This is a genomic window from Rickettsia endosymbiont of Ixodes pacificus, from assembly GCF_000965155.1.
Classification (GTDB): domain Bacteria; phylum Pseudomonadota; class Alphaproteobacteria; order Rickettsiales; family Rickettsiaceae; genus Rickettsia; species Rickettsia tamurae.
In genome coordinates this window covers 535,501-556,026 of sequence record NZ_LAOP01000001.1, presented here as the reverse complement: position 1 = coordinate 556,026, position 20,526 = coordinate 535,501, and the positions used below count along the sequence as shown (strand labels likewise).

Genomic DNA, 20,526 nt, shown 5'->3' with positions numbered 1-20,526 from the left:
ATGCATAATATGGTAGTTTACGTGCAAAAACATGGTATACTAAACAACCCTCAGCTATAAGCCTGAGGGGTTATAAAGTAGAATCGGAGTCTTTCTAATTAAGTGTGTAAATTTTTCATAGGGCTTAAATTCTACCTTCAAATTTTATCAAAAAGTGAGCCATAGCTGCGTTCCAGTTTGGAATCGGCATAACCCATTTCTTGGTCATATAATCAATTGCCAAATATAAGATCTTAAAAACGGCATTATCATTTGGAAAAACCCGTTTATTCTTGGTAACCTTACGTAATTGGCTATTGACAGATTCTACACTATTCGTTGTGTATATTACTTTCCTTATCGCCTCAGGGTATCCTAGAAAAACCATTAAATTTTCCCAATGAACATACCAAGATTTAGCAATTTGTGGATACTGTTTACTCCATTTAGCTTCAAAAGATTCTAAAGCAAGATGTGCTTCTTCCTCTGTGCTAGCAGTATAAATAGGCTTTAAATCAGCCGCTAATTCTTTTCGGTCTTTATATGATACATATTTTAAACTATTTCTAATCTGATGTACAATACATAATTGATGTTCGTTTTTCGGAAAAACTGCCTCTATCGCCTCAGACATACCGGTTAAATTATCACTGCAAGCAATAAGCATGTCTTGCATACCTCTGTTCTTCATCTCAGTAAAATTACCAAGCCAAAATTTTGCTCCTTCATTTTCACTGATCCACAATCCTAAAATATCCTTCCTTCCAGATAAATCAATACCTAATGCCACATATACAGACTTATTGATAATTCGTTTATCTTGACGTACTTTTAATACTAAACAGTCAAAAATATTATAGCATATACTCGATCCAATGGTCGGCTTTGCCATATCTTGACATCCTCAATTACATCATCAGTAATTTGACTTATCAAACTTTCGCTAACGTCAGCTCCATCTTACCATTACGAACATTATCACTATCAGTATGACAATATTTATCATATCCTAAGTGATTATTCATCTCTGACTGCAATGCATTCTCTACAAGCCGTTTGGTTAATTGCTTTAATAAACCATCCTCTTTAAGTAATGTTGATATATCTGTATCATTATTTATTAATAAATCTATCGCTTGATTCATTGCTGCATTTTGTTTTTGGTCCATTATTAATTTCTCCTTTTGTTATATTATATTTTTATATAACCTTTGAGAAATTCCCACACTTATTTGGACCATACGCATCAAGTTAAGAAAAGCAAGTAGGTTATACTGGTATTACGGTAGTAAATTATGAATTAAAAAGAAGCTAATATATGGTATAAATTTTTGCAAGATTAACAACTAAATTGTGAGAATTTATCCTATGGGGAAAATAGTAAACTTAGCAAAACTATGCCAAGAGTTTTTTGGAGAGACAGCCAATAATTTATCCATTACAACAGGATTTATTAAGAGACAACGAAAAATAACTGGTTCAGCTTTTCTAAAAGCTATAGTGTTTGGTAATATGAGCGATAGTAATTGTAGTCTTGATGGAATGCGTAACTTTTTAAGTGAAGAAACTATAGATATTTCTGCCCAAGGCTTAGACTTTAGGTTTACTGAGGTAGCAGTAAAATTTATGCAGTCAATGTATGAACAATGCTTGAAATTATTTAGAAATACTATGCCGCTTGATTGCAACATTTTGCAGCATGCAACATTTTGCAGCAATTTAATAGCGTTAAATTATTGGATAGTAGCCATATTATTCTACCTGCCAATATGGCGGATAAGGTATAAGGGCTGATCAAGGATATAGAGAACATTTATCAAACATATCTACTAAGGACTTATTAATATCTGATTTAGGTTATTTTGTCCCAGCTTCATTTATTCAAATTATCGAACTTGGTGCATATTTTATTAGTCGTTATAAAGCAGATACTAATATATATGACCCTATCACTGAGGAAAAAATTGATTTATTAAACCTATTAGATAATAAATTCTTTTTATCAAAAGATGTACTTTTAGGTAAACAAGCAAAAGTTAAGCTACGGATTATATGTCATAAATTGACTGATGAACAGGCTATTGGTAGAAGAAGGAAGGCTAATTTATTAGCTAAGTCTCATAAATATAAATCTTCTTCAAGAAACCAGAGATTACTAGATTGGTCAATATTTATCACTAATATATCAGAGGATATGGTTAATGCTGAGCATATAATGATAATTTATCGAGCAAGATGGCAAATTGAATTATTATTTAAATTATATAAAAGTCATGCAAAAATTGAAAATCTTAAAGGGAGAAGTAAACCTGCAAGAGTTTTGTGTGAATTATATGGTAAATTATGTAGTGTGCTTATTTTTCATGGATTATCGAATTGTGTAGAATTAGCAAATGATAGAGAAATTAGTTTAACCAAAGCATTTATTGAACTACAGAAAAGGTCAAGAGAATTATTCCTGTCTATTACTGGACGTCTTAATGATTTAAAGCAGTTCCTTAAGAAATTAATTATAGATTGGGGGAGATTTTCTTTGAAAGATAAATATCGTAAAACCAGATTATCTTCCTTAAATACACTAAAATTATTAACAATTATGGCTTAACTTGATGCGTATGACACCCGTGACGGTCACATCAAAACAGTTTCTTTAATCCTTTTTGTAGCAGTTTGTTTACAGGATCTGCTTGTTGGTTTTCCTGCGGAGGGCTGCTTTGTTCCTCTGCATTTGTATCTTTTTTCTTTCTAAGACCTAAAGCATCTTTAATAATATTTTCAGGTTTCTTCTCTCCGCTTTTTAAGTCTTTAATAACGCTATTAAATACGTTTTTAACTAAATATGTTTGAAGGGCTTGAACGTCTAATTTATGCTGCGGATTATTTATGAATCCGTATAATTTAACGGCTATAGGTGGTAAATCCCTAATAGTAACGCTTGCACTAATATCCATCATATATTGTGGTAAGTTAATTTGACCGCTTGCATTTGCTTTGGCAGGTGAAGCATCTAAACTACATTCATTTAAATTAAGCTTGCCATTCGCTATATTTCCGCTGGCAATTAAATTTTTGAAAGATGTGGATCCGCCGCTAAAGGAGCTGTTAATAAGTCGCAATACTCCTTCGGTATTTTTAACATTATTTACCGCATCTGCAATTCGGTTTAAATCAAATCCGCTTATTTTCCCGTTATCGCTATTTACGTTAAATTGTCCATTTAGATTATTAACATATGTATAAACGCTATTACCGTGAGAAGTAAGATCCGCTTTAAAGCTTAGTCGTCCATCGGTTATTTTTATTTTACCGGATTGTGGAGTTAAATTTTTGAGATAGGCATTTTTTAAATCGATTTTGATTGAAGCGTTTTGATCTTTTCCTGAACTCACATAACCGGTGCTACTTAGTTCGCCACCGTAAATGCTTGCATTAACTGAAGTAATATTCAGCGTGCCGCCGGTGATATTTAATTTTGCTTTTAAATTATTTATGATTAATGAGTCGTTAGTTAATTTATCAATATTTGCGGATAGTTGCCCTTCAATTTCATTTAAAAATCCTAAGTTAATAGGATTGTTTGACCAAGGAGAATTATTTTTAGCTGTAGGTGTATTTTGAGTAGTAGGGCTACTAGTTTTACTTGGATTAGCAGTAGAGTTGTTGCTTGAAGTAATTTTCTCTAAATTAACTAACGGGCTATATAAGTTAAGGTTAAAATTTGGCTTCTGAGCGGCTAAATTAATATCTCCTTTAATAGATATATTAGTATTAAAAGCGGATATTTTATTATTAATATGGAAAGTATCTTTAATTTTTTGTACTTCCCCGTTTAACTGCAGCACCCCAATCTTACTTAAATTACTTACTCCCATAAGAGACATAAACGACTCAAAATTATTAATTTTTAGATTGTGAGAAATAGTTATATCTTGTGCTAAATTTTTAAGCTCAATATCTCCTGTTAGATTACTATTTGCCGCCGATAAATTAATATTTTGCAGCTTTATTGCTTGGGAGTTATAAATTACATTAGAAGTAGTGTTCAGTTTTTGATTAATAATAGGAGGTAATTTATCAGTCTTTAGTTTTAGAGCATCAAGTATAGGTTTTAAACTATCAGCTTGTAGCATAATATTTGTCTTATCTAAATTAGAGTTAATCTCGGTTATAATGTTACCAGGATTGATAATAATATTTGATTTTAGGTTATTACGCTCTATATCATAATTTGCATTTGCTAGTAATTCTATATTTGGATAATTAAGTCTAGCATCTTTGATAGCTATATTTTTACTATCGGCAGTAATTGCCGTAGTTAGCTCATAGTCATTTTGTAAGTCAGCAGGCATACCTAAAGTTTTAGTATTGCTTTTAATATTTGCGTTACCTATAAAAGAATTATTTTCGCTATCAAACTTTCCTTCGATTTTAATTTTTTCACCGGCAAGATTAATATTGGCACTTAACGGAATTATTTTTCCGATTTCTTCAATATTCCCCTCTATATTAATCTGCTGTTCTAAAGCCTTTAAAGCTAAAGTAAAGTCTATAGGACCTTTAAGGCTTTTAATTTTAGTATCTAAATTAATATCGTTAAATATTTTCTCACTATTTTTTTCTATATATATTACTTTGCCGTCTATAATTTTAAAATGACTAATCAAAATAGGAAGTTCTAATTCACTATTAGCATTAGTAGATTCTGTAGAACTAACGTTATTTTCTTTAGGGTTATTATTAGATGTAACGAATTGCCAATTTTTTTGTCCGTTATTCAAGATTTCTAGATTTATAGTTGGTTTTTGCAGTTCTATAGAAGCTACTTCAATTGCTCCTCTAAAAAGAGGAAAAAGCCTTAATGACGCTTTAGCACTTTCAACGGAAACTAGATGAGGTTCTTTTGTGCCGTCTATGGATGATAATTTAATTTCTGATAGTGATACTGCCGGATTTGGTAATAAAGATAATTTTATATCGCCGTTAATAGTTAAATCTCTATTTGTAGCCTCTTTGACTTTGTCTATTATTACTCCTTTATAATTATTTAAAGGAATAAAGAAAGGAATAACAATTAATAACAATATTATACTTATAAATATAATAAGTGAGTATTTTAAAGTTTTAGGCATAGAGCTTAACCTTCTTTATATATATATATATATATATATTGATTATAGTATTTAAGGATTAATTGTCAAATTCATATAATTTACTCAATTAAAGATTAAAATAATTATATTACTATATTATGGGACCATATGGTAAAGTAGGAGGACATCATCCATATGCTAAAAAAGCTTTTGAAGGTAATATTAATTATGATCCTAAAAAAGGCTTTGCTATTAGTGAAGAGTTTATGCTAAGAAATGAGATAGATCATTATAAAATAACTGCTGCACAAAGAAAATTATTTGGAGAGCTATATAAAAGCGGTAGACCAAACACTTTACAAGAGCATATACGTATAGCAGTTGAAGCTTTAAAAGCGGGTGGAGCAACAGAGCAACAAGCGCGAGATATTGTAGCTAAAGCTTTACAACAGTTAAGGAAAGATAAGGTATTGGCACCTACTAATATTCCTTGGTATAATAAAAATAAAAACTAATAAAAGGTAAAAATATGAGTAAAAAACAAAAACTATTAGATAAATTTGGAAGTGTATATATAGATTTTGTACGTGATGGTGTGCTAACACAAATGCTTGGCATTTTAAATAACACAACTAAAGCAAATAAAATTTTAGCTCAAAAAGTTAATGAGATATCAAATGAAAGTAAAGAAATCATAGAAATAATTGTACAAGAAACCTTGGATAGATGCCTCCACTATACTTTATTTATGCTACAAGAGTATGAAGATGAAATGGCATTAATTATGTATGACGAAGATCATAATCAATACTCCTTAGCTGAAATTAGCGATGGTTTATGCGGAGAATTATATAGTGAAGATGGTTGGATAGCAAAATATTCTAAATACCCCCCAATTGGAAGACGAAAATAATCATTTAAAGCTGATTAAGAAAAAGTAAACCAGTAAAAAGCATCAAGTATATCAGAAGAAGTGGTAATTAATTCTCAAGGTTCTATATGTCGAGATTGAAGCTGGTAAGAAGCCTGCATGGCTGAGTATGCTTGAGGCAAGACAGGGCGGGCAGAATGTAAATATAAATGAGATATAAGGCGAGAATAACTGGGAGAAGAAAGTGCGTCAGTTAACGACGCAAGGGCAGGTGCTAATAACAACAGCAGTTACGGCAGCAACAACTGGTGCAGGTAGCACTATTGGAGCCGGAGCAGTAAGCAGTGCGATAGCAACGGGGATCAGTGGTTTTGCATCTAACTTAGCGGTAAATACGATCAATAGCGGCAGTAATGTAGGCAAGGGACTTAAGTCTGCAACGACTAAGGAAAGTTTAAGATCGCTCGGTAAGAATATGCTAGCAGCCGGTGTTACAACCGGAATAATGAACGGAACCGGTTTTGGAAATATAAATTCAGCGTTAATGTACGCAATATGGCAATTGCCGAGCAAACAGGTAACCCTTACATAGCGGCACTTGCGGGCGGAATGGGTGAGGCGTTGAGCGGTCTTACTTCTTCCCCGGGTCATGAGTTCTCCAGCATAGGTCCAAGCAGCACTGGCTTATCTAACTGGAACGATACTATAGTTGCTGCTACTACCATGCTTGTTGGCACCTCCGCCGCTGATATGCAAATGGCAACCGCAGTCTCATCATCTGTTAAAGCTTAAGCATTCTATGTCATTCCCGCGAAAGCGGGAATGACATAGAATTAGTTAATATTGGTATTAATTATATAGAATTAATTTTATGCTATACTTTGACCAAAATTAGTCAAAATGATATAATAGAAATAGAAAAAATACTTAAATCACATTTGAACCCTGAAGAAGGAGAACAAATTATGGGAAGTATAGTGGAACATTGGCTGCAAGAAGGTAGACAAGAAGGTATGTATATAGGTGAAATGAAATTAGCAGAGATGGAAAAATGTTAAGGAAAGATAAGCCTTTAGACGAAATTATTGAATTTACCGGTTTTACAAAAAAAGAAATTGAAGAATTACAAAAACAACTCCAAAAATAGGAGATAAAAACTACGGTAAATTATTCAAGCTTCTCTTTGATAATTTAAAATCACATAATCTTTAGTTATAACAGGAAAAAATTCTTTATTGAAAGGTAATAATTCGGTTGTTTGATCTGAAAATTCTATTTCAATTATGTCACCGGCACCAAAGTTAAGAATATTTTTAATTTTGCCTATTTCTTTATGATCTTGGTCTAATATCGGTAAATGATTTAAATCCGCTATATAAAATTCATCTTCTTCTAGCTCCGGTAAACTTGCTCTTAAGCAAAATATTTTATAACCTTTTAAATTTTCAGCTTCATTTCGAGTAGCTATATCATTAAATGTACAAATTAATCCTCCTTTGGCATTTTGGCTAATTAGCTTAATATGTATATTTTCTCCTGACTCATTTACTAAATTTCTTTCAAGTATTTTTGTAGCAGGGTCGGTAAAAGATTTTAAAATTACATGACCTTTAATTCCGTGACATGATTTTATTACACCGACTAAAATTAAATTTTCTAAAGAATTCATTAATTTGCCTTTAAATTTTGATAATTATATATAATAATATATTTAAAAACTTTTTTATAGACATGATAAAAAAAATAGCTGCCGGCATCATAATTTGTTTCTCATTATTATTATTTATAATTTTTGGTACATTATCGTTTGTTAACTATAATTCGGTTACTAATAATTTTACCAGTCATTTAGGAATTGCGAAAGAAAATATCAGAAAAATAAAGATGAATAAATTTCCTTTACCCTATTTAGTTATTGAGACGATAAGAGAAGAAGGAAAGTTAGATTTAGAGCAGATTAAAATTCATTTTTCATTATGGTCGCTTATAAAATTTAATCCTAAAATTAATAAAATAGATATATTAGATGCTAAATTTTATTCAAATTCTAATGTATTAAATATTTATAATCATGAAGAGTTAATAAAGAATTTCTTTAAATATAAATTACAAAATATAAATCTAAATGTTACTAATCTAAGTATTATTAATAAACAAGATTATTCTATTTTAAATTTTAATAATTGTATATTTAAAAAAGAAAATGCTTTATCGTCTAATTACATATTTAAAACTACAAGTAACTATATAGGTAAAATTTCAGGTTCAATTAATAAACGTGACGATACAGTAGATTTTAGTCTTAATATTGATAATAATGATTATGGTTTTAAGTTATCGCAAATTTACAAAAATTCTAAGCTTACTAGCGGTAGCGGTGAATATCAGATTAAAAATTTAGCATCGGTAATGTATAATATATTACCGGATTTAAACCATCTTTTTAATAAATTTAATCAAAATGAGGCAGTAAACGTTAAATTTAATATTTCAAATAATGAAGATGAAATAGAGCTAAAAGACATAGTAATAGCATCGTCTTTTATTACCGGTAATGGATTTGTTAACATTGCTAAAAATGATAATATTACTACTAATGTGAAACTAAATTTTCCTAAAATAGATTTAAGTTCGTTAATTTCTCCAAATGCAGGGGTAACATTTAATACTTCTTCTTCAAATATTAGATTTATTTTTGCCGATAAATTACTTAAAGCAGATGTGGCAATTAACGAAATAATTTTAAGTAATAATGAAGCACTAGAAAAAATAGTTTTTTCTTCTAACTTATCAAAGGGTACTTTAAAGATAAATGAATTTTCAGGTAATATTAAGTCAGGTGGAGAATTTAAGCTTACAGGTAATGTAACACAGAATGCCGTTAGAAGTATGTTCGATGGACAGCTATATTTAAAGCACAACGATATAAATTCGTTACTGAATATTTTAGGATTTAACGACGTTACTATTAAAGAAGCTGTTCCTTTTATCTTGTCATCGGATTTAAAACTCACTTTAATAGATTTATTTTTTAAAAATTTATTACTCAAAACAGATAATTTAAATTTATCAGGAAATTTTTCTAGTAAATTTATTGCTCAAACACCTCGTTTAGATGCTACGCTTAATATATCTTCGCTTGACTTAAGCAGTAGAACGTATCCAATAATTTCGCCGCTTATCAAATTTACAAAAAATTTAACTAAAGATATGAAAACTTTAGATTATCCAAGCAAATTTATTCCTATTAGAACAATAGGATATTTAGCTAATTTAGATATTTTAATAGATAGCGTTAAGTATAACGATCATATATTTGACAAAATGAATTTGCTTGCTAAAATCGTACCGGCTAATATAAAAATTAGTAATTTAGATTTTAAAACTGCTAACAGCTATTTATCAACTAGCTGGAACTTGGATGCATCGAGTGTATTACCGTCTTTGACCGTAGAAATTAAGGACGGTAATCTTACTACTGATTTATTATCACCGGCAGGAATGCTTAATTTAAGAAATAAATTAATAAATGATTATAGTCTAGATAAAGCTACATTGCAATTTTACGGGACATTATCAACATTATCACAAAATGATTTAATATTGAAAAATGTTAAATTTTATGTAGCAAATAATAATAATCTATTACAATTTAATAATATTGAAGCAGAATTATTAGGCGGTAAGCTTCAAGGTAGCGGCAATATTTTATTAGAACCTTATTCTATAAATTTCGTATATGCTTTAAATACAATAGATTTAAACAAAGTTTCGGCTCTTATGAAAATATTTACTGCAAGTAGCGAAAAAGTAAGTATAAGCGGTAGTTTAGGGACTAACGGTAACACTCTTCAAAGCCAGCTATATAACCTTACTACAAAATCACAATTTGCTATAAACAATATAGATGTTAATAATTTTGCAATTGATTCTTTTATAGAAAAAATTAATACAGCTGATTATAAGGTACAAAATTTAGATAAAGATATAAATAGTGCTATAACCACAGGACAAGAAAATATTAGAGGCATAAGCGGTGATATTGAACTACAAAAAGGTATTGCCCTTTTAAAGAAAGTAAAATTTGCAACACAATATAGTAGCGGTGCGGCCTCTTTTGCAGTTAATATATATAATTTTGATATGGATGCATCGAGTATTTTATCATTTTATGTACCGGCAAGGCTTGTTAAGTTAAATACCTCAAATATGAGTTCCGATAAAGATAGTTTGGCACATCTTAATATAAAAATGCAAGGGAGTATTTTTGCTCCTAAGAAAACTTTTGATAGTAGTGAGCTAAAAAAATTACTTATACCACAAACAACTGAAGACAAAACTACTACAGATAACCATTAAAAAATAAAAATAAATGACTAATACTAAAACTTTAGAAGAAAATATTAGCTTTGAAGAAGCTTTAAAAGAGCTTGAGGAAATTGTTAAAAAAATAGATAACGGACAAGAGAGTCTAGAGACGGTAGTTAATAGCTTTGAAAGAGGTATTTTACTTAAGAATCATTGTGAGAAAAAACTAAAAGAAGCTCGGTTAAAAATTGAAAAAATTACTAAACTTGCTGATTCTACGGTGGTCTTAGAAGAGACGGAAGTGTAGTGTTGACATAAAGCATACATTGTACTAATATCATAAGATGACAAAGAAATGTAATTATAGCTTTTCTGCTGAAAAAAATTATAAGTTAATAAGTGAGCGAAAGGTAAGTTTTGAAGAAATAATATCAGTTATAGAAAGTAATTGTTTATTGGATATAATAGAACATCCAAATCCTGATAAATATTCAGAAATGTATATAGTTAAATTTAATGAATACGCCTATTTAGTTCCTTTTATTACTGAAGTTGATGGAACAGTTTTTTTAAAGACTATTATCCCAAGTTGAAAAACTACTCAGAAATATCTAAAAATAGGAAAAAGTAATGAGAAATAAAGAGAATATATCAAATATAATACTAGATGCTGAAGAAAAAGCATTGCTAGAGTCTTTTGAAAATGATGAATGGCAAAGAATTAAAAATTTTGAACAAGAGAAACATATAGCACAAGTAGCAGTAGCTAATTATTTAAAAAAAGATACTCGAATAAATATTCGTATTTCTAGTAGTGATTTAATGAGAATAAAACAAAAAGCTGCTTATGAGGGATTACCTTATCAAACTCTTTATTTCTAGTATATTACATAAATATTCAGCAGGACATGGTTAATCATATAATTGACTTTATCTATACCGTTCCTAATATTGTTTTGATGAGTTTTTGTGCGGGATGTTTATATTTAACAAAATACATTATTCCTAATAATTTTCAAAAAGAAGAGCTTGGAAGTTTTGCGGGTTTTTATCGGGTGTAGTCGGTAGTATGTATGCGGTATCAACCGGTTTTATATTATATTTATTTACTCGGTAATTTTAATAAAGCACAAGAAGGGGTGGCAGCAGAATCTATAGTGTTGATGAGGCTTGCAGATAGTGTAGGTTGGCTTCCCCATGAAATGAGACCTGCAATTTATCTAGATATTAAAAATTATACCAAAGATGTAATGCAGCGTGAATGGCAATTAATGAAAGACGGCAAGAAAATCGGTCATGAAGCTCTTAGTTTCCTCCAAGATATTAATAAGCGACTACAAGCTTATAAAGCAAGCGAGCAAATGCAGTTATTTACTAAGCAGGAAATCATTGAGGAGATAAAAGAGCTTTATACCGTAAACAGGATTAAAATGTCCTATTTTCCCTTAAATATTCAATATTGGATAGTTGTATGTATAATGACCGCTATTAATTTAATTTTTGTCTGTATGCTTGGTACTAAACTTTATCTACATAAGATTTCGGTTGGTTTAGTTTGTATCACTTCATCATCAATGCTTTTTTATTATTTATATTAGACAAACCTTTTCGAGGTCCTTTCGCCGTAAATCAATATGACCTTATTAAGGCTGTACATTATATTGAGAGATTAAATTAGTGATATCTGTAACAACATAACGCCATAATTTATCCGTGCCTTTGGTAATACCGATGCGGGTAGTAGTAGAGTAGGGGAGTTTTAAACCAATATCGCTGACAAAAAATTCGTTGTTATTTATAAGATTGCATTTATTATGAGAAATATTAATTCCTAAATATTTGCATAATTTACCCGGACCGTTGAGGTATAGATTTTCAGGCGAAATAACATGTACGCCCCTTATTAAGGTCGCAGCAGGGAAGCCTTCAGCTTCAGTTACGAAATTTAAACAATAATACATTCCGTAAATTAAATAGACATAGCTAAAGCCTGCAGGACCAAACATTATATCCGTTCTTTTAGTCCGCCCTCTTGCTGCATGGCAGGCAGGATCATCCTGTCCTATATAGCTTTCAGTTTCAGTAATGATAGCTGTCTTACCTTGGAAATAAAGAGCTTTACCGATTAACTCAGTGCTTACTAGGTTAGTATCTCTTGCAAAAAATTCACGAGGTAAAGGATTTAAATTCATTTCACTAATAGTATTTATATTTATGACCCTAGCAAAGCATATCGATTTCATTCCTGCGAAAAGCAGGAATCCAGAAAAAGCGAAATTATTGGAGCTTTTAATTCTAAAGTTTAGTGTGTTTATACCTTTTAGTGGCTGGATTCCCGCTTTCGCAGGAATGAAATCGAACTTCTGTATCATGCAATAAAACCCCATTATAAAACGGTTGGCATTTGATGATTCTTTTAAAGGTAAGCAACAAGCCTTTAAGTGTGCCGTGTGTTGTTATAGCTTCTTTTGCATATTCTGAACAAGTGGGGCGAAATCGGCAATTATTGCCAAGTAGCGGGGAAATGAAATATTGATAAAACTTTATTATTAATAAGAGTATTTTACTCATTTTGCAGCTTATCTATAATAGTTTCCATTTTTTCTTGAGTTAGATCTTCATAATAATCATCATTGATTTGTATGACCGGAGCGTTAACGCATGCTCCTAAACATTCTATCTCGCTTAAAGTAAATTTTTGATCTTCAGTAGTTTCTTTGAGTTTTACACCTAATTTCTTTTCGCAAATTTTCATTATATCATCACTACCACGCAGCCAGCAAGGAGTAGTAGTACATACTTGAATATGATATTTACCGACGGGCTTTAAGTTAAACATAGTATAAAATGTTGCAACTTCATAAGCCCGCATATAAGGCATTTCTAACATATTTGCGACATATTCAATAGCAGGCACGGGCAGCCAACCGCCATTTTGACGTTGTGCTAGATCAAGCAGCGGAAGTATTGCACTTCTTTCACCTTTCGGCGGATATTTCTTTATAATCTCTTCTGCTAGATTTAAATTTTTCTTATCAAATATAAAATTTGTGTTCATATATCTCTTATATTATTCCTGTGTGGATCGATTCCCCCGCTGTCATCCCGCGACTTGATCGCGGGATCTAGTTAAAAAATACTAGTATTTTTATTGTTTTTTTGGATACCGTGGTCAAGCCACGGACAAATTTGGCATTTTCCGATCCATGCAACAATGCCTGCTCGCAATGACGACTATCTATCTATCTCACCAAATACTATATCAAGCGTGGCTATAATAGTAATAACATCTGCCATTAAATGACCTTTAGACATAAAATCTAGTCCTTGCAAATGAGCAAAGCCTGGGGCTTTAATTCGGCATCTATAAGGTCTGTTATTGCCGGTTGAATATAAATATACTCCGAACTCGCCTTTAGGAGCTTCTACTGCTTTGTAGGTCTCGCCGACTGGTACGTCATATCCTTCCGTATAGAGCTTAAAATGATGAATCATTGCTTCCATAGATTCTTTCATTTTAGCTCTTGTCGGTGGTGTTAATTTAGGATCATCGGTTTTAACTGCACCTTTCGGCATTTTTTCTATACATTGCTTGATTATCTTAACAGATTCATACATTTCAAGCATACGAACGAAATATCTGTCGTAACAATCACCGTTTTTGCCGATTGGTACTTTAAAGTCCATTTCATCGTAAACGTCATAAGGGTTTGACTTGCGTAAATCCCAAGCTATACCCGAACCTCTAAGCATCGGTCCTGAAAACCCCCAGTTCATTGCCTCTTTTTGAGACACAACGCCGATATCTACTAAACGTTGTTTCCATAATCTATTTTCATTTAGTAGACTTTCAATATCGTGAAGTTTAGGAGGAAACTGCTCTATGAACTTATCTATATCCTCAAGTAAACCATCGGGTAAATCTTCTACAACTCCGCCGGGTCTGAAGTAGTTTGAATGCATACGAGAGCCGGAAACACGCTCGTAAAATTCCATGATCTTTTCTCGCTCTTCAAAAAGCCATAATAGAGGAGTAGTAGCACCGATATCTAAAGCTTGGCTGCTGATATTTAAAGTATGGTTAAGAATTCTTGTTAGCTCTGAAAATAGCACCCTGATAAACTGAGCTCTTCGTGGGACTTCGCATTCTAATAATGACTCGACAGCTAAAGCAAATGCATGTTCCTGGCACATTGGCGAAACATAATCAAGGCGATCAAAATAAGGTATAGCCTGCAAATATGTTTTATGCTCAATAAGTTTTTCCGTACCACGATGAAGTAATCCAATATGAGGATCGGCGTTATTTACTACTTCTCCGTCCATCTTAAGTATTAACCTTAAAACTCCGTGAGTTGCCGGATGCTGCGGACCAAGATTTAGAGTTATAGTTTTAGTATTGTTAGTCATAGTATCCGTCATTGCGAGGAGCCGTAGGCGACGCGGCAATCCAGTTAAATAATTTCATCATATAAATCTTTCCAATTTACATTCATTTGCTCAATTAAATTAAGCTTTTTTGCTCTTGAGCCTGATTTAATTTGTGTTCATATATACGTTTGATAAGATTAGAAGTTACTCCTAAGTAAATAGTACCGTTTCGTTTATTAGCAATAATATATACAGTCGGTTGTTTCATAATTTTTACTGGATTGCCACGCTCCTTTCAGTCACTCGCAATGACGACTTGGGTATCCTTCTCGCAATGACGTTGTTACTTCCCAGCTTTCTCATCCCCAGGCAATATGTAAGTCGGGCTGTGCCAGTGAGAGCTAAAATCAAACTCACGATATTCTATGTCTAAATCGACCGGTTCATAAGCTACTTTCTTTAGCTTCTCATCATATTTAACTTGTGTATAACCGGTTAACGGGAAATCTTTACGTAATGGATGCCCCTCAAATTCATAATCGGTTAGTATTCGTCTTTTATCATCATTGCCATCAAAATTTATCCCGTACATATCGTAAACTTCACGCTCATACCAACAAGCGGCACTAAATATATTCATTGCCGAAGGTATAGTTTCTTTTTCAGATATATCTACTTTTATTATTAAACGCTTATTTAATTTTAAGCTTAGTAAATTATATACTACTTCAAATCTTTTATCTCTTTCAGGAAAATCAGAGCCGAATAAATCCGTAAGTACAGTAAAACGTAATTCTTCCGATTCTTTTAAAGCTTTTAAAAACGGTAATAAAAAATTCGGCGCAATTTTATAAGCTAAATAATTCTTAACTGTGACCGGAGTTATTAAAATGCTAGATTTAGCTGCAAGTTTTTCAATGAGTTTGTCTAGCGTCATACTTAAAACCTGTAGTGCGTTTAATTTTTTTCTGTAGCTGCATAAGCCCGTAAATTAATGTTTCGGCAGTAGGAGGGCAGCCAGGGACATATATGTCAACCGGTACGATTCTATCACAGCCACGCACTACCGAATAGGAAAAGTGGTAATAGCCGCCGCCGTTAGCACAGCTACCCATTGAAAGCACCCATTTAGGCTCAGCCATCTGATCATATACTTTACGTAGAGCCGGTGCCATTTTATTAGTAAGCGTTCCTGCGACTATCATAAGGTCGGACTGTCTTGGACTTGGTCTAAATAACATACCGAAGCGATCCATATCATATCTGCTTGCTGCTGCCTGCATCATCTCAACAGCACAACAAGCAAGTCCAAAAGTCATAGGCCATAAGGAATTAGTTCTCGCCCAGCCTATAACGTCATCAACTTTAGTGAGTAAGAATCCTCTATTAGAAAGCTCATGGTTTAATAATTCGTCTTCTTGATAAAAGTTATTATGCATGTTTATTCTTAATAAATTAAATACAGTAAATATAGTCATTCCGTACACGTCATCCCGTAGCTTGTCCAGCTTTGTTGCATGGATCGGTTTTTCCGTCATTGCGAGCAACTGTAAGGAGCGTGGCAATCTCATGAAATAATGAGAAACTCCTGAGATTGCTTCGTCAAAACTTACAGTTTTTCCTCACAATGACGGAAAAACCGATCCATGCAACAAAGCTGGACAAGCTACGGGATGACCCCAAGTATTTTTATTACCAGTCTAAAGCTCCTTTCTTCCATTCATATATGAACCCGATAGTAAGTACGAATAAGAAAAATATCATTGAGAAAAAGCCTATTTTACCTATTGTATTAAGTCTAATAGCCCAAGGCACTAAAAATGCGATTTCAAGGTCAAAGATAATAAATAAAATAGCAACTAAGTAAAAACGTATATCAAATTTTGACCTTGCATCACTAAAAGGTTCAAAACCACATTCATAAGGCTCTAGCTTATCTTTATTATATTTCTTTGTCGATAATAGGTTAGGTAGAATCATTATTAAACCGGAAACCAATACCGCAATACCGAAAAATATAGCAATCGGTAGGTATTCTTGTAAAAGCTCTGAGTTTTGTAGCATATGTTTTTTATTATGTAATTTCTGTGTCATACCATACAGAATGTCATCCCGCGACTTGATCGCGGGATCCAGACTTTTTAAATTTTTTTCTGGACCCCGTGGTCAAGCCACGGGGTGACACAGTGGGTTTTACCGGTCCACGCAATGACGTAGGTTTAATGATACTTATTTCTATATTTACCTCAAATAGCATCAATTATCAACGACAATATCAGGTTTAACTAGTAACTTCATTAAAACTAGTACCCAAATACTGCTTGATATCCACCATATTTGCCAAATATTATATGAAATCATGCCGATAATGTAGTAATTTATAAAACATGCATAAGAAGCTGACCTAAAATTATTATTCTTTATTCTATCAATTTGTTTTAAGTATTTATAGGTTAAGCTTAAAAATAATATTAAACCTATTATACCGAGTTCAAGAGTAATTTGTAATATATTATTATGAGGATGAAGCGGCAAAGGATGCCATTTTTCACCTTTATAATCGATCATTTCACTATCATTGACTTCGATATATTTAGAAGAAGCAAAGCCATAGCCTAAAATCGTCTTTTCGATGATTTTGTTTGCGACGAAATGCAAAATAAATAAACGATGAGCAGCTGAAGGCTGAGTAGTTAAATATTTTTCAGATAAATATTGCGGTTCTATTTGTTTAGCTATAACGGGGAATAGTAATGAGCCGGTAATTAAACTTATTGCAATTAATTTGAAAAATATCGGCTTTATAAGTCTTGCTAAAATAAATATTACTCCTCCTATACCGAAACCTAAAAAACTTGCTAAACTATCGGAAATACTTAATAAATAAAGCACTAATATATATAGCATTAATGCATGTCTTCTTTTACTAGACCTCTTCGGAAACTCTACTTCTAGAGGTAATTTGTACGTCGATCTGGTACTTGAATCCTCACGTACATTTGAGTACGCTGCGGTTCTGCGTTCCGTGTCTCCTCCAAATTCCTCTCTATAAGCGAGTTTCCGAAGAGGTCTACCGTTAGAGAGTAAAATTATAATCGCTACCCAAGCAGTAATTGAAAGTAAAGCACAGCCCCGATCTAACATATATAAGCCAAAACTAGCTTTGAATATTCTTGTTAAAAAACCATGAGAAGAATATTCGATGAAGAATAATAATATTGCTGTGAGAATCCCGAATATTAAGGCTTTTTTAAGCTGTAAGCGATTTTGAAAAGGAGCAGAATTACTAACGATAAATCCAAGGAATAAGAGTATGGAAACTTGAGTAAAAGTAGCTAAGCTATTAATAGGATGAATTGCGAATAAACAAGATATAAAGCACCAAGCGGTGAATAATAGTTCGGTTTTTATGTCATCCCCACACTTTATGATGTCATTCCCGCGAAAGCGGGGATCCATTTTATTTTTTCTAGATTCCTGCTTTCGCAGGAATGACATAGACATTTGTGGGAGGGTATTCCGTACAACAATACTTAGCAAAAAAATTGTAACAGTAGCTGCAGCTGATAAGCCAGCAAGCATTCCAAGGCTTGGAATTAAAAATATTAAACTTGAAATTAAATATTGCATCTAAAAACAATCTTTAGCAAAAATTTCATAGATTGGGTGTTCAAACGTTGAAAGTGAAATGCTTGAAGAAATCATCCATCCTTGAAAGAGTAAATTAGGATCTTCGTCTATTTTATATTCTGTTATGGTCATCAACAAATAATTATCTTCATTATACGGATCAAGATTTTTTGTACATTTATGTAATTTGATTTTTATATTACCGAAATATTTTTCTTCCCCGACTTTAAAATCTATCTCTTCAGAAGTAGCGGTAATTTTATTTAATGCAATAATTTTACCGTTTGTGTAATTCTTAAATTCAGAACTATTATTAATATTATCGTTTGGATTTAAAATAGGATGATTTTCATCAAGAGGGATAAATACATCATTTTCAATATCCTCGGTTGTAGTAACCGACTCTAAATTTTCTGCGAATATAGGAAAATTAATGCATATAGTAATGATAAAAATAATTTTTAGTAATTTCATAAATAAACATATTATTTTTCAAAATTATATACTATAGGGGATTAATGGCAATGATAATTTATGATATATGTCATACCGTGGCTTGACCACGGTATGACAGTAAGTCACAGTATGATATAATAACATGCTCCACTTTAAAGAACTCTTAAATTCTATTTTACGGCAGGATTTTTACAGTTTTATAATAAGGTATTTAATACTATTAATCCCGGAGCAGAGTATTACCCAAGTAAACATATAAGAATAATTACCGATTATTTAAATGCCGTGCAAAGCGGTGAGTTTAATAATTAATATACCGCCAAGGAGTTTAAAGTCTATTTGTGTTAGCGTTGCTTGGCCTGCTTATTTACTTGGGGCCAAGTCCCACCAAAAGAATTATGGCTGCCAGCTATTCTCAAATACTTAGCATTAAACACTCACTAGATTGTCGGTTTATTTTAAATTCCGATTGGTATAAGGAACTTTTTCCAAGTACTATCCTTAGTAAAACTCATAATCAAAAAAGTAAATTTTTAACGACAGCTAACGGCTTTAGATTTGCAACATCGGTCGGAGGATTGGCAACAGGCGAGGGCGGTGATATCTTAATTATCGATGATCCTCATAATCCTACGCAAATTCATTCTTATAAAATACGTAAGAAAGTTATAGATTGGTTTGAGCAAACTTTTGTTAGCAGACTAAATAATCGTAATAAGGGAGCGATAGTTTTAGTTATGCAGCGTCTTCATACGGATGATTTATCCGGTTATCTACTTAATAATAGCAATTCATGGCATCATTTAAAAATTCCGGCGATTAGTATTCAAGATTATTCTTTTAAATTAATGAATAAAGAATATCAATATCTTAGTGGTGAAGTATTAGACAGCTATAAAGAACCTCCTGATTGCTTAGCAAAGTTAGAGCAGGAAATAGGTAGCTATAATTATAATGCTCAATATTTGCAAGAACCTATAGCTATAGGGTCATCGCTACTTAATATGGAGGAAGATATTAGCTTTTATGAAAATTTACCTTCAAGATTTGGTTATTTTGTACAAAGCTGGGATACGGCAATTAAGATTTCCGAAGATTCCGATTATAGTGTTTGCACTATATGAGGGGATTCTTGAGCAGAAATATTATCTAGTATCATTAGTACGGAAAAAAATTAATTATCCTGAGCTTAAGAATTTGACGAAAAAATTAGCTAGAGAATATCAGCCAAAATTTATATTAATCTTTATATTAATCGAAGATAAAGCAAGCGGTCAACAATTGATTCAAGATATAGGATTTTTAGGCGATAATATTAGAGTGATCGGGATTAAGCCAAGATTTGATAAAGTTACAAGATTCGCCTCGGTAGTTCCTCTATTTCAATCAGCTAGTGTTCTAATATCCAAACAATCAAGCATAATTTTAAAGGAATTATTGAATTTTCCCCATATTAAAAATGACGATATAGTAGATTCAGTTAGCCAGTTCTTGAATTTTATGAAGGATAAATCGTTTAAATATCCTGCAAGGATTAGGAGTTTAATATAAAAATAGTTGCTTTTTGTATGGATGTTGTGTAGTATTACAGCGGTTTAGTAGTGGCTTTAAAAACGTCATTGCGAGGAAAGGCGAAGCCTTGACGTGGCAATCTCAGGAATTTTGTGCTACTTCATGAGATTGCCACGCTCCTTACAGTCGCTCGCAATGACGATGGACATCATAAAAACAACCAAGGCTGGGTAGCAAAGTGGTAATGCCGTGGACTGCAAATCCTCTATTCGTCGGTTCGATTCCGACCCTGGCCTCCAATATAGAAAT

Annotated in this window: 23 protein-coding genes, 1 tRNA gene and 3 pseudogenes; 13 read left to right on the top strand and 14 right to left on the bottom strand. The window is 32.2% G+C overall.

The annotated features are described in order from the left end of the window. Positions 1-124: 124 nt before the first annotated feature. Positions 125-1,148: pseudogene (locus REIP_RS03005) on the bottom strand (IS256 family transposase). A 199-nt stretch (positions 1,149-1,347) separates the two neighbouring features. Between REIP_RS03005 and REIP_RS02995 the strand changes: the two are divergent. Continuing rightward, positions 1,348-2,584, top strand: a pseudogene (locus tag REIP_RS02995) (IS4 family transposase). Positions 2,585-2,615: 31 nt separating this feature from the next. Here REIP_RS02995 and REIP_RS02990 read toward each other — a convergent pair. Next, on the bottom strand, positions 2,616-5,108 hold the full coding sequence (locus tag REIP_RS02990) for an AsmA family protein (RefSeq protein ID WP_045803797.1): 2,493 nt from the start codon (positions 5,106-5,108) through the stop codon (positions 2,616-2,618). 119 nt (positions 5,109-5,227) lie between these two features. Here REIP_RS02990 and REIP_RS02985 point away from each other — a divergent pair, with 119 nt between their 5' ends. The 4 genes from REIP_RS02985 to REIP_RS11585 all read left to right on the top strand — a co-directional run bounded on the left by REIP_RS02985 (position 5,228) and on the right by REIP_RS11585 (position 6,998). Further along, the gene (locus tag REIP_RS02985) at positions 5,228-5,584 is read left to right on the top strand and encodes a hypothetical protein (RefSeq protein WP_045803796.1); all 357 of its coding nucleotides are present in this window, start codon (positions 5,228-5,230) and stop codon (positions 5,582-5,584) included. A gap of 14 nt (positions 5,585-5,598) precedes the next feature. Beyond that, entirely contained in the window at positions 5,599-5,982 is a 384-nt protein-coding gene (locus REIP_RS02980) for a hypothetical protein (protein ID WP_045803795.1), read from the top strand. A gap of 202 nt (positions 5,983-6,184) precedes the next feature. Next, the gene (locus REIP_RS12300) at positions 6,185-6,532 is read left to right on the top strand and encodes a DUF637 domain-containing protein (protein ID WP_045803794.1); all 348 of its coding nucleotides are present in this window, start codon (positions 6,185-6,187) and stop codon (positions 6,530-6,532) included. Between the two features lie 289 nt (positions 6,533-6,821). Beyond that, entirely contained in the window at positions 6,822-6,998 is a 177-nt protein-coding gene (locus REIP_RS11585; RefSeq protein WP_197069190.1) for a transposase, read from the top strand. A gap of 113 nt (positions 6,999-7,111) precedes the next feature. Here REIP_RS11585 and rimM read toward each other — a convergent pair whose 3' ends face one another. Next, positions 7,112-7,609: a ribosome maturation factor RimM gene (gene rimM, locus REIP_RS02955; protein ID WP_045803792.1), complete on the bottom strand. Its 498-nt coding sequence runs from the start codon at positions 7,607-7,609 to the stop codon at positions 7,112-7,114. Between the two features lie 62 nt (positions 7,610-7,671). Here rimM and REIP_RS02950 point away from each other — a divergent pair, with 62 nt between their 5' ends. The 5 genes and pseudogenes from REIP_RS02950 to REIP_RS02930 all read left to right on the top strand — a co-directional run bounded on the left by REIP_RS02950 (position 7,672) and on the right by REIP_RS02930 (position 11,926). Continuing rightward, positions 7,672-10,299 (top strand): AsmA-like C-terminal region-containing protein, encoded by a 2,628-nt coding sequence (locus tag REIP_RS02950; RefSeq protein WP_045803791.1) that lies wholly within the window; start codon positions 7,672-7,674, stop codon positions 10,297-10,299. Positions 10,300-10,312: 13 nt separating this feature from the next. Beyond that, on the top strand, positions 10,313-10,555 hold the full coding sequence (locus REIP_RS02945) for an exodeoxyribonuclease VII small subunit (protein ID WP_045803790.1): 243 nt from the start codon (positions 10,313-10,315) through the stop codon (positions 10,553-10,555). A gap of 37 nt (positions 10,556-10,592) precedes the next feature. Then, on the top strand, positions 10,593-10,841 hold the full coding sequence (locus REIP_RS02940) for a hypothetical protein (protein ID WP_045803789.1): 249 nt from the start codon (positions 10,593-10,595) through the stop codon (positions 10,839-10,841). Positions 10,842-10,878: 37 nt separating this feature from the next. Then, positions 10,879-11,130 carry a hypothetical protein gene (locus tag REIP_RS02935; RefSeq protein ID WP_231569195.1) on the top strand — a complete coding sequence of 84 codons (252 nt, stop codon included), beginning with the start codon at positions 10,879-10,881 and terminating at the stop codon, positions 11,128-11,130. A gap of 77 nt (positions 11,131-11,207) precedes the next feature. Further along, positions 11,208-11,926: pseudogene (locus REIP_RS02930) on the top strand (hypothetical protein). Here REIP_RS02930 and REIP_RS02925 read toward each other — a convergent pair. The 11 genes from REIP_RS02925 to REIP_RS02885 all read right to left on the bottom strand — a co-directional run bounded on the left by REIP_RS02925 (position 11,892) and on the right by REIP_RS02885 (position 18,723). Further along, a complete protein-coding gene (locus tag REIP_RS02925; protein WP_023507875.1) occupies positions 11,892-12,440 on the bottom strand; it encodes a DNA-3-methyladenine glycosylase in 549 nt (182 codons plus the stop codon). The pseudogene REIP_RS02930 and the gene REIP_RS02925 overlap by 35 nt on opposite strands. 103 nt (positions 12,441-12,543) lie before the next feature. Beyond that, positions 12,544-12,819 carry a membrane protein insertion efficiency factor YidD gene (gene yidD / locus REIP_RS09215; RefSeq protein WP_082068217.1) on the bottom strand — a complete coding sequence of 92 codons (276 nt, stop codon included), beginning with the start codon at positions 12,817-12,819 and terminating at the stop codon, positions 12,544-12,546. After that, the gene (gene nuoE, locus REIP_RS02920; protein ID WP_045803788.1) at positions 12,812-13,306 is read right to left on the bottom strand and encodes an NADH-quinone oxidoreductase subunit NuoE; all 495 of its coding nucleotides are present in this window, start codon (positions 13,304-13,306) and stop codon (positions 12,812-12,814) included. Before nuoE ends, yidD begins: the two co-directional genes overlap by 8 nt. Before the next feature lie 176 nt (positions 13,307-13,482). Further along, positions 13,483-14,658, bottom strand: coding sequence for an NADH dehydrogenase (quinone) subunit D (nuoD, locus tag REIP_RS02915; protein ID WP_045803787.1), 1,176 nt, complete (start codon positions 14,656-14,658; stop codon positions 13,483-13,485). A gap of 94 nt (positions 14,659-14,752) precedes the next feature. After that, positions 14,753-14,887 carry a GIY-YIG nuclease family protein gene (locus REIP_RS02910; protein WP_008580026.1) on the bottom strand — a complete coding sequence of 45 codons (135 nt, stop codon included), beginning with the start codon at positions 14,885-14,887 and terminating at the stop codon, positions 14,753-14,755. 75 nt (positions 14,888-14,962) lie between these two features. Next, positions 14,963-15,556: an NADH-quinone oxidoreductase subunit C gene (locus REIP_RS02905; RefSeq protein WP_045803786.1), complete on the bottom strand. Its 594-nt coding sequence runs from the start codon at positions 15,554-15,556 to the stop codon at positions 14,963-14,965. Beyond that, entirely contained in the window at positions 15,534-16,058 is a 525-nt protein-coding gene (locus REIP_RS02900; RefSeq protein WP_037213697.1) for a NuoB/complex I 20 kDa subunit family protein, read from the bottom strand. The genes REIP_RS02905 and REIP_RS02900 overlap by 23 nt, the downstream gene beginning before the upstream one ends. A 253-nt stretch (positions 16,059-16,311) precedes the next feature. Next, positions 16,312-16,683 carry an NADH-quinone oxidoreductase subunit A gene (locus REIP_RS02895; protein ID WP_045804284.1) on the bottom strand — a complete coding sequence of 124 codons (372 nt, stop codon included), beginning with the start codon at positions 16,681-16,683 and terminating at the stop codon, positions 16,312-16,314. 43 nt (positions 16,684-16,726) lie between these two features. Beyond that, positions 16,727-16,876, bottom strand: a complete 150-nt coding sequence (locus REIP_RS12295; RefSeq protein ID WP_008580022.1) for a hypothetical protein — start codon at positions 16,874-16,876, stop codon at positions 16,727-16,729. Next, the gene (locus REIP_RS02890) at positions 16,876-18,249 is read right to left on the bottom strand and encodes a palindromic element RPE1 domain-containing protein (RefSeq protein ID WP_045803785.1); all 1,374 of its coding nucleotides are present in this window, start codon (positions 18,247-18,249) and stop codon (positions 16,876-16,878) included. The genes REIP_RS12295 and REIP_RS02890 overlap by 1 nt, the downstream gene beginning before the upstream one ends. Then, entirely contained in the window at positions 18,250-18,723 is a 474-nt protein-coding gene (locus REIP_RS02885) for a DUF2155 domain-containing protein (RefSeq protein ID WP_023507868.1), read from the bottom strand. Between the two features lie 380 nt (positions 18,724-19,103). Here REIP_RS02885 and REIP_RS12290 point away from each other — a divergent pair, with 380 nt between their 5' ends. From REIP_RS12290 to REIP_RS02875, 3 genes are all read left to right on the top strand, one after another. Then, positions 19,104-19,829, top strand: coding sequence for a hypothetical protein (locus REIP_RS12290; RefSeq protein WP_231569193.1), 726 nt, complete (start codon positions 19,104-19,106; stop codon positions 19,827-19,829). Beyond that, a complete protein-coding gene (gene terL, locus REIP_RS12285; protein WP_231569192.1) occupies positions 19,813-20,256 on the top strand; it encodes a phage terminase large subunit in 444 nt (147 codons plus the stop codon). Before REIP_RS12290 ends, terL begins: the two co-directional genes overlap by 17 nt. Positions 20,257-20,441: 185 nt before the next feature. Continuing rightward, positions 20,442-20,516: transfer RNA gene (locus REIP_RS02875), tRNA-Cys, on the top strand. The last annotated feature ends 10 nt before the right edge of the window (positions 20,517-20,526 follow it).

Bases quoted from the DNA above. Each gene is read 5' to 3' on its own strand.
- REIP_RS02990 (WP_045803797.1), bottom strand. From the start codon at position 5,108: ATGCCTAAAACTTTAAAATACTCACTTATTATATTTATAAGTATAATA.
- REIP_RS02985 (WP_045803796.1), top strand. From the start codon at position 5,228: ATGGGACCATATGGTAAAGTAGGAGGACATCATCCATATGCTAAAAAA.
- REIP_RS02980 (WP_045803795.1), top strand. From the start codon at position 5,599: ATGAGTAAAAAACAAAAACTATTAGATAAATTTGGAAGTGTATATATA.
- rimM (WP_045803792.1), bottom strand. From the start codon at position 7,609: ATGAATTCTTTAGAAAATTTAATTTTAGTCGGTGTAATAAAATCATGT.
- REIP_RS02950 (WP_045803791.1), top strand. From the start codon at position 7,672: ATGATAAAAAAAATAGCTGCCGGCATCATAATTTGTTTCTCATTATTA.
- REIP_RS02945 (WP_045803790.1), top strand. From the start codon at position 10,313: ATGACTAATACTAAAACTTTAGAAGAAAATATTAGCTTTGAAGAAGCT.
- REIP_RS02940 (WP_045803789.1), top strand. From the start codon at position 10,593: ATGACAAAGAAATGTAATTATAGCTTTTCTGCTGAAAAAAATTATAAG.
- REIP_RS02935 (WP_231569195.1), top strand. From the start codon at position 10,879: ATGAGAAATAAAGAGAATATATCAAATATAATACTAGATGCTGAAGAA.
- REIP_RS02925 (WP_023507875.1), bottom strand. From the start codon at position 12,440: ATGAATTTAAATCCTTTACCTCGTGAATTTTTTGCAAGAGATACTAAC.
- yidD (WP_082068217.1), bottom strand. From the start codon at position 12,819: ATGAGTAAAATACTCTTATTAATAATAAAGTTTTATCAATATTTCATT.
- nuoE (WP_045803788.1), bottom strand. From the start codon at position 13,306: ATGAACACAAATTTTATATTTGATAAGAAAAATTTAAATCTAGCAGAA.
- nuoD (WP_045803787.1), bottom strand. From the start codon at position 14,658: ATGACTAACAATACTAAAACTATAACTCTAAATCTTGGTCCGCAGCAT.
- REIP_RS02910 (WP_008580026.1), bottom strand. From the start codon at position 14,887: ATGAAACAACCGACTGTATATATTATTGCTAATAAACGAAACGGTACT.
- REIP_RS02905 (WP_045803786.1), bottom strand. From the start codon at position 15,556: ATGACGCTAGACAAACTCATTGAAAAACTTGCAGCTAAATCTAGCATT.
- REIP_RS02900 (WP_037213697.1), bottom strand. From the start codon at position 16,058: ATGCATAATAACTTTTATCAAGAAGACGAATTATTAAACCATGAGCTT.
- REIP_RS02895 (WP_045804284.1), bottom strand. From the start codon at position 16,683: ATGCTACAAAACTCAGAGCTTTTACAAGAATACCTACCGATTGCTATA.
- REIP_RS12295 (WP_008580022.1), bottom strand. From the start codon at position 16,876: ATGCTATTTGAGGTAAATATAGAAATAAGTATCATTAAACCTACGTCA.
- REIP_RS02890 (WP_045803785.1), bottom strand. From the start codon at position 18,249: ATGCAATATTTAATTTCAAGTTTAATATTTTTAATTCCAAGCCTTGGA.
- REIP_RS02885 (WP_023507868.1), bottom strand. From the start codon at position 18,723: ATGAAATTACTAAAAATTATTTTTATCATTACTATATGCATTAATTTT.
- REIP_RS12290 (WP_231569193.1), top strand. From the start codon at position 19,104: ATGGCTGCCAGCTATTCTCAAATACTTAGCATTAAACACTCACTAGAT.